Raw genomic sequence first — 10,346 nt, forward strand, 5'->3', positions numbered from 1 at the left:
CAAATCATCAACGGAACGAAGGTTGCCAATATGCCAAATTACTATTATAAAACTACAGAACATTATTATTTTGCCGGGATGTATACAGCAATTTTACCAATGATACCGGGCATTTACGCAATTTATCGTTTATCAAAAAAAAATAGTTTACAAAATAAATAATACTCAAAATGGATAATAAAACCGAAACACCTGAATTGAATATTGTCAATCAGCATCTTCAATTTAAAAAGGTATCATTAATAGAGCCATCAAAAAATTATTATTTACACATAGCAGCAGAAGTTGACAAATCTCCCTTTCCATTTTTTCTTACAACAAACGCCAAAAAAAAGTTTAATCAAACAAGGTAAGTCATGGTGTAAGCAATTAGAAAAAGAAAGTGATGTAATTAGCGCTGTTGTTTTTAAAGCACGACTTATTCCGCCAGGAAAAGGGAAATTTATGATGGAAAGAAAAGGCAAAGTGCATATTGCTAAGTTTGATTTTGCAATTTTAATTGAAGTCACAACATTAGAAGCAATAAATACCATTAAAAATAGCGAAGGATATAAAAAAATGGAATTGGCAATAAAAACTGCTTCTACCTTTACACACATTATTGCAGCTTCAAATGTAAGGCGAATAAATCCTGTTAATCATAACAAATAAGGGGTTTTTTATTCAACTATTTTTTTGCCGACAATCCAGAGCAAAACATTGGCGTTTGGGAATATACGTCAGGATGGTTTCAGATAATAAAATACAACTGTAACCTGCACTGATGCTTTAACTTTAGGTGCCAATCAACTTTGCGATATAATGAACATAAAAAATTTTGCTGTACTTTTTCTGCTTACCTGCTGCCAGACATTTTCATTTTTTGCTGCCCAAGGTCAAACGGAATGGATCAGGATCAATCAACTGGGCTATACGCCAAACGGCATCAAAGTAGCGGTATGGTGTGGTAAAGGCATACAACAAATTAAATCGTTTAACCTGGTAGATTCTGCCACCGGCAAAACAGTTTATACAGCACCGGTTGCAAAAAACTTTGGCGCTTATGGTCCGTTTCAAAATACCTATCGACTTAGCTTTTCTACTTTTATTTCAGCGGGAAGATATTTTCTATCGGCCGGAAATGCGCTGTCAGCAACCTTTTCAATTGATGCCAACGTGTACAAAGGCGTGGCCAATTTTTGTTTACAATATATGCGCCAGCAGCGAAGTGGTTTTAATCCATATTTAAAAGATAGCTGCCATACCCATGATGGCTATACCCTGGATGCTCAGTCAGCCGGTCTGCAGGATAGTACGCATATTGATGTTACAGGCGGCTGGCATGATGCCAGCGATTACCTGCAATATGCCACCACATCTGCCAACGCCACCTATCATTTGCTGATGGCTTATCGTGATTTTCCGGATGTGTTTACAGACGAAAAACTGGCCAATGGGCTCGATGGAAAAGATGGTCTCCCCGACGTACTCAACGAAGCGAGGTGGGGATTGAACTGGTTGCTAAAAATGCATCCGGCACCCAACTTACTATTTAACCAGCTGGGCGACGACCGGGATCACATGGGCATGCGCATACCAACAGAAGATAGTTTTTATGGAAGAGGTTTTGAGCGGCCAGTATATTTTGTAAGCGGCGAGCCGCAGCAACGGGGCAAGTTTATGAACAATACTACCGGCACTTCTTCTACCGCAGGCAAATTTGCCAGTGCCTTCGGATTGGGTTTTATGTTGTTTAAAAAGATTGACGGCAAATTTGCCATTACACTGAAGCAGAAGTCAATGAGTGCATTGGCATTTGCCGCCAGGAAGCCGGGCGTTACACAAACTGCTTCAGTACGATCCCCCTATATTTATGCAGAAGACAATTGGGTAGATGATATGGAACTTGCCAATGCCGTAACCGCAACAATGGAAAAAACGCACCAGCTAAAAACATCCGGCGGCTTGATGCCTGCTGCTATCGGCAATGCCATGCGTTATGCAGCGGCAGAACCTGTTACGCCCTGGCTGGGAAAAGATACTGCTAAACATTACCAATGGTACCCCTTCATTAACATTGGCCATTACGAACTGGCCAAACAACTGACTGGTAAAAAAAGAGATACCATTACCGGGTATTATAAAGCAGGCATAGAACGGGTATGGAACAAGGCAAAGCAAAATGCGTTTTACCGCGGTATCCCTTTTATATGGTGCAGCAATAATTTAACTACGGCCTTTGCCATTCAATGTTACTGGTACCGGCAACTAACCGGCGACGCAACTTTTGCTGAGTTGGAACAGGCCAATACCGACTGGTTATTTGGTTGCAATCCCTGGGGTACTTCCATGGTGTATGGTTTACCGGCCTGGGGCGACAGCCCGGTTGATCCGCATAGTGCCTTTACGCATTTAAAACAGCATCCCATTAACGGTGGCCTGGTAGATGGCCCGGTATACACCACTATTTTCAGCAACCTCATTGGTATTCAGTTGCAGAATGCTGATGAATATGCGCCCTTTCAAAGTGCGCTGGCAGTGTACCATGATGACTATGGCGACTACAGCACCAACGAGCCTACAATGGATGGAACTGCATCGCTGATTTATCTGGCTGCGGCCAGGGAAGCTGAAGCAGCCCGCCTAAATCACACCATTTTTAAAGGCGCCATTACAAGGGGTAACACGGATAAAAAACAATTGGGACTTGTATTTACCGGCGATGAATTTGCCGATGGCGGCAATGTTATTGCAGGTACTTTACAACAGCAGGGTATCCAGGCGTCTTTCTTTTTTACCGGCCACTTTTACCGTAACTCTGCTTTTGGTTCGCTGATAAAAAAACTGAAGCAACAGGGCAACTACCTGGGGCCACACAGCGACCAGCACCTGTTATACTGCGACTGGGATAACCGCGACAGTTTGCTGGTAACAAAAAAACAATTTATCGCCGACCTTAATGCAAACTTGCACAGCATTAGCAAAGCAGGCATTGTAAAAGCAAACTACTTTTTGCCGCCCTATGAATGGTACAATGACAGCATTGCCGCCTGGACAAAAGCAAACGGCCTGCAGCTGATCAACTACTCGCCCGGTACGTTAAGTAATGCTGATTATACTTACCCTGGCTTAAAAAATTACCGCAGCACCAACGAAATTTACCAGTCTGTTTTGCAAACCGAAGCAAGCGATGACCATGGTTTAAACGGCTATATTTTATTACTGCACATTGGTACAGACAGCCGGCGCACTAATAAATTTTATTTACGCTTAAATGAATTGATTACAACCCTTAAACAAAAAGGATATACATTTAAAAGAGTGGATGAGTTGTTGAAATAGAATTCGGTGTGGGATATATTTTTACTGTACGTTCGGGTAAATTATTTATTGCTGCCGGGCGCAAAATTAATTGTGGCAGCAAAGAAATCAGGAACTGCTGGAAGCCGAAAATCCAGTAACTTATATTGAACACGTAACAATAAAATATGTATGCAGGATTTATTTTACACTGCGCTGGGCAAGAGAACCTGCCAGAACAAGATGAAAAAATCAATTTTTTGAAATTTCCTGCGTGTTTGGCTTGATAAGGTTAAAAATTATTTTGGCAGCTTGTAAAGAAACATTCATTTCGATTATTGCATAAAAAAAACATACAGTATACTATGAAACTTATTTCTCAGGAAGAATTATTTGAATATTTTAAAAGCAGGAATAACAGGTTCAAAAATTTAAAAGGAATGGAATTGGGAATAGCGGATGGAAATGAGTTCTGGACTTATTTTAGTTTGTGCAATCATTCCAAAGGGCCATTGGCCATTAATATCAGTACCGAAGGAGATTGCCCTAACCATTTTATAGAACAGTTTAAAATAATGGCAACGGACGATATTGATGCACTTGATTACAACAACAGCTGGATGAGATACCTGAATGGCGAAGCCGAAACCGGCATTGCTCCATACGAAATTGAGGCAGAACTGAGATTCAAAATTATCCATCGTAAAACAATCATCTTTAGTCTCGAACTTCATTTTTATGATGAAGTGTATGAGCAGTTAACCATGCCAGCAGATTTTGAAAGATACATCGCCGAACATGAAAACAGACTTAATGTGGCAGAGCAAAACCGTTATAAAATCAGCCGGAAGTAATGGCGGCTTTAGTAGGATGGTATTGCCAACAACCACTGCTGAAAGGAATTTAACTACACAAAAAAATAAGTTGTTGCGCCTGCGGTGGTTACTCCGGAAGCTTATCGTTCCGATGATTCTTTCAATACAAATAATATTTTACCGAACACCCCACAGCTACTAATGCCTGTGTTTACAAACGCTCCTTGTCTGAATCCGGAGCAGATGAAAGACGTATGCAAATCCTGTACATCTTAATTAATTCAAAGGGCAAATATCTGCGGTGACGGTACTTTTCAACAAGGTCATTTCCGCAGTAGTTTCTTTTTCGATTTGAAGTTACGGTTACGAAAATCCCGCTGGAACTAATTTTTTTTATAGTGTTTAACTATAGTAACTAACGGGAATACCGGCTCTCTGACATAATTTATAACTTTATCCATATTATAAGTTTCTTTGCTGAACAAGTACAATATTAAAGGTTGGATTTTTTCCACCCTTTAATTGATATTTTATCCAGAACAATATTATATTTCACTATGAACAAATTAATTGCGATTTGCCTTTTTTTATTTGCTGTATGTTTAACTGGTACTGCTCAAAATACGGCACCTTACAAAAATTCGAAATTGCCAATTGAGGAAAGAGTAAAGGATTTATTAAATCGAATGACACCCGAAGAAAAATTCTGGCAGTTGTTTATGATTCCAGGCGATTTAGGAACCGATGAAACAAAATATGAAAATGGTATTTTCGGATTTCAGGTGAGTGCAGCTTCTGAAGGTGATAAGGCAAGTTCTCAAATGTTAAACTACAATGCAGAAGAGAATGCATTTGCTTTAGCAAAAAAAATTAATCACATTCAAAAATATTTTGTAGAAAGAAGCAGGTTAGGTATTCCAATGATTGCTTTTGATGAATGTCTTCATGGGTTAGTACGAAAAGGCGCTACCTCTTTTCCTCAGGCGATTGCATTGGCTGCAACATGGGATACAAGTTTAATGAAAAAAGTTTCAACTGCCATTGCCCTGGAAACAAAAATAAGAGGAATCAGAGATGTACTTTCTCCTGTAGTCAATATTGCAAACGATGTAAGATGGGGGCGTACAGAAGAAACCTATGGTGAAGACCCTTTTTTGGCAAGTGAAATGGCGGTAGCCTTTGTTAGTACCTTCGAAAAAATGGGCATCATCACTACACCCAAACATTTTATTGCAAATGTGGGTGATGGTGGCAGAGATAGTTATCCAATTCATTTCAATGAAAGATTTCTTGAGGAAGAATTTTTTCCTCCCTTTAAAGCTGCCATTGCAAGAGGTGGATCAAGATCTATTATGACAGCCTATAATTCTTATGATGGAAGTGCCTGTTCGGCTAATGACTGGTTATTAAATAAAAAATTAAAAAAAGACTGGGGCTTTAAAGGATTTGTAATTTCGGATGCCAGTGCAGTAGGTGGAACAGCTGTATTACACAATACTGCAGCAGACTATCCTGCATCCGGTGCAAATTCAATATCAAACGGACTAGATGTTATTTTTCAAACAGAGTTTAGTCACAATGAATTATTTAAGCCGCACTTTTTGGATGGAACTATCAAAAGTAAAACAATTGACGAGGCGGTAAGCAGGGTGCTTACTGCAAAATTTGAATTGGGTTTATTTGAAAATCCTTATGTATCTGAAGACGCAGCAAAAAAATGGATCAATAATACAACGCATAAAAAACTGGCCAGAGAAACCGCAGCAGCTTCCATCGTTTTATTAAAAAACGAAAACACGGTTTTGCCTTTGAGTAAAAAAATAAAATCAATTGCGGTAATAGGAAAAGAAGCAATAGAAGCTAGCCTGGGCGGGTATAGTGGCCCCGGTAATGGAAAAATAAGTATCCTTGATGGAATTAAGGAAAAGCTTGGAACAGGTGTTCAAATTAATTATGCCGAAGGTGCAGATAAAACTAATACAACATACGACGTAATTCCTGCAAACTATTTAGCGAACTTTGCAAACGATAAAGTGACGCAAGGTTTAAGCGGCGCTTATTATAATACTATTGAGCCTGCAGGGAGTCCTGTTTTAATCAGGTCAGATAAACAGGTAGATTTTCACTGGACCCTTTCTTCCCCAGATCCTTTATTAACTACAGATAATTATTCAATTAAATGGACGGGGAAATTAACAGCGCCGGCAAGTGGTTTGTATAAAATTGGTTTGGAAGGCAATGATGGATTTAGATTATATATTGATAATAAATTAGTAATAGACAACTGGTTAAAACAAAGTTACCGCACTAAATTAGTTGATGTTGCTTTTGAAAATAAGAAACAGTACGACATTAAAATTGAATTTCACGAAGCAACAAGCAATGGACAAATAAAATTTATTTGGAACGTTGGTATTGAAAATAATTATGCAAATAAAATTGCAAATGCAGTTGACATTGCAAAAAAATCAGACGCCATTGTAATTGTAGTTGGAATTAAAGAAGGTGAATTTCAAGATAGAGCGATGTTAAGTTTACCCGGATTTCAAGAACAATTAATTGAGCAAGTGGCAGCCATCGGAAAACCTGTTACAGTGATAATTGTAGGGGGTAGTGCCGTAACAATGACTAATTGGCTAAGTAAAGTAAATGGGTTGTTGGATGTATGGTATCCAGGCGAAGAAGGCGGGCGTGCGGTGGCAGATGTTTTATGGGGTGATTATAATCCTGCTGGTCGCCTGCCCATTACATTCCCTTTGTCAGAGGCCCAATTGCCTTTAGTTTACAATCATAAACCTACAGGTAGAGGAGATGACTATAATAATTTATCCGGGCAACCATTGTTTCCATTTGGTTTCGGACTAAGTTATACTACATTTAAGTATACAGATATAAAATTGGATAAAGAAAAAATATCAACTACTGATTCAGTCACTGTTCATTTTTCCATTACCAATACCGGGCATGTTGCTGGGGATGAAGTAGCACAATTATACATCAGAGATTTGTTGGCTTCTGTTGCCAGGCCTGTATTGGAATTAAAAGGTTTTCAACGAATTCATTTAAATGCGGGAGAAACGAAATCTTTATCTTTTAAAATTACGCCTGCACTATTACAAATGTTAGATCAACAAATGAATACTGTAGTAGAACCTGGCATATTTAGAATATCGATTGGCTCTTCTTCCAGAGATTTATGGTTAAAAGAAAATCTGGAAGTAGTTCACTAAATCAATACTAATAATATTTAAGCTGTTGTTGGCCGTAATATTAAATACGTTACCATAGCGCCATTGTTGCCTCCCTGGCACGTAAAAGCTATTACGGTAGCCAATTGCTCAAAAAATAAATCTTAATCGTTGCTTTAGGCATTATGGTATTTTTAAAAATGTTGAAATAATTATTTTGTACATATTTAATTTAACAGGATGATAAAATTGGGTATACTCGGTGTAAATAGAATTGGTAAGATACACCTTGAAAATATTTGTACCCGCATACCAGGCGCAACACTGATAGCAGCCATGAATCCTTCGGAAGAAGGAAGAAAGTTTGCAGAAAAATTCAATGTGCCGCTTGTTACTTCCAATGCAGCCGAAGTAATACAGCATCCTGAAATTGATGCGGTGCTTATCTGCACGCCACCAATGCACATGCCGATTATGTAGTGCAGCTTGCAAAAGCAGGCAAAGCCATTTTTTGTGAAAAACCGCTCGATCTTTCATTGGAAAAAGTACTTAGTACCCTGGAGGTAATTAAGGCTGTCGGTGTGCCGCTGATGCTGGCATTTAACCAGCGGATGGATCCAAATTTTCAAGAAATTAAACAATGTATTGTTGAAGGCAAAATCGGGAAACTACATACTATACACATCATTAGCCGCGACCCTGCACCGCCACCTATTGCTTATATAGAATCATCCGGAGGCTTATTTATGGACATGACGATACATGATTTTGACATGGCCAATTACCTGGTAGCAGATGAAGTGGAAGAAGTGTATGCAAAGGGTGTTAACCTGATAGATCCGGAGATTGGAAAGGCAGGAGATATTGATACTGGCTATGTACTGCTGACGTTTAAAAACCAGGTAACCGTTCTCATAGAAAGCAGTCGCAAAGCGGTGTACGGCTACGACCAGCGGCTGGAAGTATTTGGCACGAAGGGTATGATGAAAGCAGAAAATCCTTTAAAAACGACCAATCAATTCATTGATCATACGGGTGTACACCTATCACAAAATTTCAACTTTTTTATTGATCGATATGCAGCATCTTACTTGCTGGAAGTAACTGCATTTATTGAAGCCCTGCAACAAAAAAAGCCCATGCCGATAACAGGTAACGACGGATTAAAAGCAATGCTGTTGGCAATTGCAGTTAATAAATCCATGCACGAAAACAGGGTAGTAAAAATGAGTGAACTGTTGCAGTAAAGTAGGCAGGTACGATGAATGGTTTATTACCAGTGTTTGTTAAGTACGCATAGTGCCCGCTGTTTTTTTTCTTATAAGCAATATCGCAACGAGTTTTACCAAATCTAAAGATCCATTGCCAAAATACAAGTCTTGGGAGGTGAAGTTGCTGTGAAGAAGTAGAAAGGCGCCATCAAATCCTGCAGTGTATTAATAATACAATGAGTTGCTGGCTGAAGTAATGGCTCTTTTCGGCAGCGAGGTTTCGCAGATGTATCTTTTTAGTTTGAAGTACGGTTGCGAAAACCCCACTGGAACTAAATGCTGTATTTATGATAAAATCTCATCGGGAGAAAGAAGCTGGCAAAATATTAATCATTATCACCCAAACTGCAAGTGCCTTAAATCCCTTAATTTACACTCCTCATTTAAAATATAGTATTTGCGTAATCCTCCGTGGCATAGAGATGAAATTATACTGGCACTAGACCTGTATAGTCGGCTTGAGCCAGGTCAAATTCATGCAAGAAATCCGGAGATACAAGAATTATCCCGGCTATTAAATAGACTGCCCATATTTAATGAGCGACCCGATGAAGTGAAATTTAGAAACCCGAACGGGGTTGGGCTTAAGCTTAGTAATTTCTTAGCGCTTGACTCTACTTATCATGGAAAAGGAATGCAATCTTTTAGTCAGCTAGATAAAAAAGTTTTCATCGAGTTTGAGTTCGATACCGAAAAATTGCATCAATTAGCAAAGCATATTAAAACTATTGCCGCCGACCCTGAATTACCCAATCAATTATACCTGATACCTGAAGAAGAAGACGGCGAAATAAACGAAGTGCAAGAGGGAGCAGTGATTTATAAACTTCATAAGTTTAGGGAAAGAGATCTTAATATTGTTGTTCAAAAGAAATGCAACGTTTTTGCACAAGCTGGTAAGCTACTTTGTGAAGCTTGCGAGTTTGACTTTAATGCTAAATACGGTGAGCTTGGTTTTAATTATATAGAATGCCATCATCGTACGCCCTTGGCTGACTTTACCAGCACAAGTAAAACTACAATAAATGACCTTGCCCTAGTATGCTCAAACTGCCATAGAATGTTGCATCGTAAAACTGATCGTTTAAGTGTGGAAGGATTAAGACGATTGATTGCAAGTTGAAATTATCAAACGGTTCCGTCTTACTAATTTCAACAGTTTGGCGGAATACTTTATAAAAGTTGGTAACTGACAGGAATTTTTCCACTTGCTCTTTTAAAAGTACAACCAGTAATGGTTGCCAATAATAATCAAGCAATCAAAAAGGGAGATAATTTTTTCATCAATGGTAAACGTAATTTAACTTACAATAAAAATTGAAAGTAGTAATAGTTTATGGACCAATATTCTTTTTACAATAAAATTATAGCTCAGTGATTTCTTAGAATGTTTTTCTTAGGCCCATTTTGTGAAACTAATTTATTTTTAAAATCAGTAAGTCGCTCCCGTAGTAGGTAAATTCCATATTTAAAATACCTAAACATTACTACCTGTTTATGACGCAGAGTGTATTCTCCGGTGAAAATAAAAGTAATTTTCCTGGTGGTTTTATTTTGAATTCAAAAATTATAAACTATAAAAAAGGAGTTTTGACATACATCACTTGGTAATAACTAAGTGCCCAAAATGGTTTCACCAGGAATAAGTAATTGTTCGTTTAATACAACCCATTTTTGAAGCATCTCTTTAACAATTATCAAAACAATCAATTCCTGGTGACTGTCAATAGGCGCGGCTTTTCTCTTGCCTATCTTCAGCAACACTTCGCCCAAACTAAACTACTTTTTATACA

7 protein-coding genes and 1 pseudogene are annotated in these 10,346 nt (G+C 38.4%); 7 read left to right on the forward strand and 1 reads right to left on the reverse strand.

Annotated features, from left to right (window positions below):
• Window positions 1–285: 285 nt before the first annotated feature.
• The 7 genes and pseudogenes from H7254_RS19370 to H7254_RS19400 all read left to right on the forward strand — a co-directional run bounded on the left by H7254_RS19370 (window position 286) and on the right by H7254_RS19400 (window position 9,676).
• Window positions 286–651 carry a hypothetical protein gene (locus H7254_RS19370; RefSeq protein ID WP_301934542.1) on the forward strand — a complete coding sequence of 122 codons (366 nt, stop codon included), beginning with the start codon at window positions 286–288 and terminating at the stop codon, window positions 649–651.
• A 150-nt stretch (window positions 652–801) separates the two neighbouring features.
• On the forward strand, window positions 802–3,321 hold the full coding sequence (locus H7254_RS19375; protein WP_301934543.1) for a glycoside hydrolase family 9 protein: 2,520 nt from the start codon (window positions 802–804) through the stop codon (window positions 3,319–3,321).
• Between the two features lie 323 nt (window positions 3,322–3,644).
• Window positions 3,645–4,133 carry a hypothetical protein gene (locus tag H7254_RS19380; protein ID WP_301934544.1) on the forward strand — a complete coding sequence of 163 codons (489 nt, stop codon included), beginning with the start codon at window positions 3,645–3,647 and terminating at the stop codon, window positions 4,131–4,133.
• A 518-nt stretch (window positions 4,134–4,651) separates the two neighbouring features.
• Window positions 4,652–7,324 carry a glycoside hydrolase family 3 C-terminal domain-containing protein gene (locus H7254_RS19385; protein WP_301934545.1) on the forward strand — a complete coding sequence of 891 codons (2,673 nt, stop codon included), beginning with the start codon at window positions 4,652–4,654 and terminating at the stop codon, window positions 7,322–7,324.
• Between the two features lie 198 nt (window positions 7,325–7,522).
• A pseudogene (locus H7254_RS19390) lies at window positions 7,523–7,821 on the forward strand (Gfo/Idh/MocA family oxidoreductase); the annotation flags it as partial.
• A 72-nt stretch (window positions 7,822–7,893) separates the two neighbouring features.
• Window positions 7,894–8,529: a Gfo/Idh/MocA family oxidoreductase gene (locus H7254_RS19395; protein ID WP_367875461.1), complete on the forward strand. Its 636-nt coding sequence runs from the start codon at window positions 7,894–7,896 to the stop codon at window positions 8,527–8,529.
• Window positions 8,530–8,950: 421 nt separating this feature from the next.
• Window positions 8,951–9,676, forward strand: a complete 726-nt coding sequence (locus H7254_RS19400; protein ID WP_301934548.1) for an HNH endonuclease — start codon at window positions 8,951–8,953, stop codon at window positions 9,674–9,676.
• A 491-nt stretch (window positions 9,677–10,167) separates the two neighbouring features.
• On the opposite strand, the gene H7254_RS19405 is transcribed toward H7254_RS19400, so the two are convergent.
• The gene (locus tag H7254_RS19405; RefSeq protein ID WP_301934549.1) at window positions 10,168–10,326 is read right to left on the reverse strand and encodes a hypothetical protein; all 159 of its coding nucleotides are present in this window, start codon (window positions 10,324–10,326) and stop codon (window positions 10,168–10,170) included.
• Window positions 10,327–10,346 lie beyond the last annotated feature (20 nt).

The sequence above is a fragment of the Ferruginibacter sp. genome, from assembly GCF_014377975.1.
In the GTDB taxonomy this organism is placed as follows: Bacteria; Bacteroidota; Bacteroidia; order Chitinophagales; family Chitinophagaceae; genus Ferruginibacter.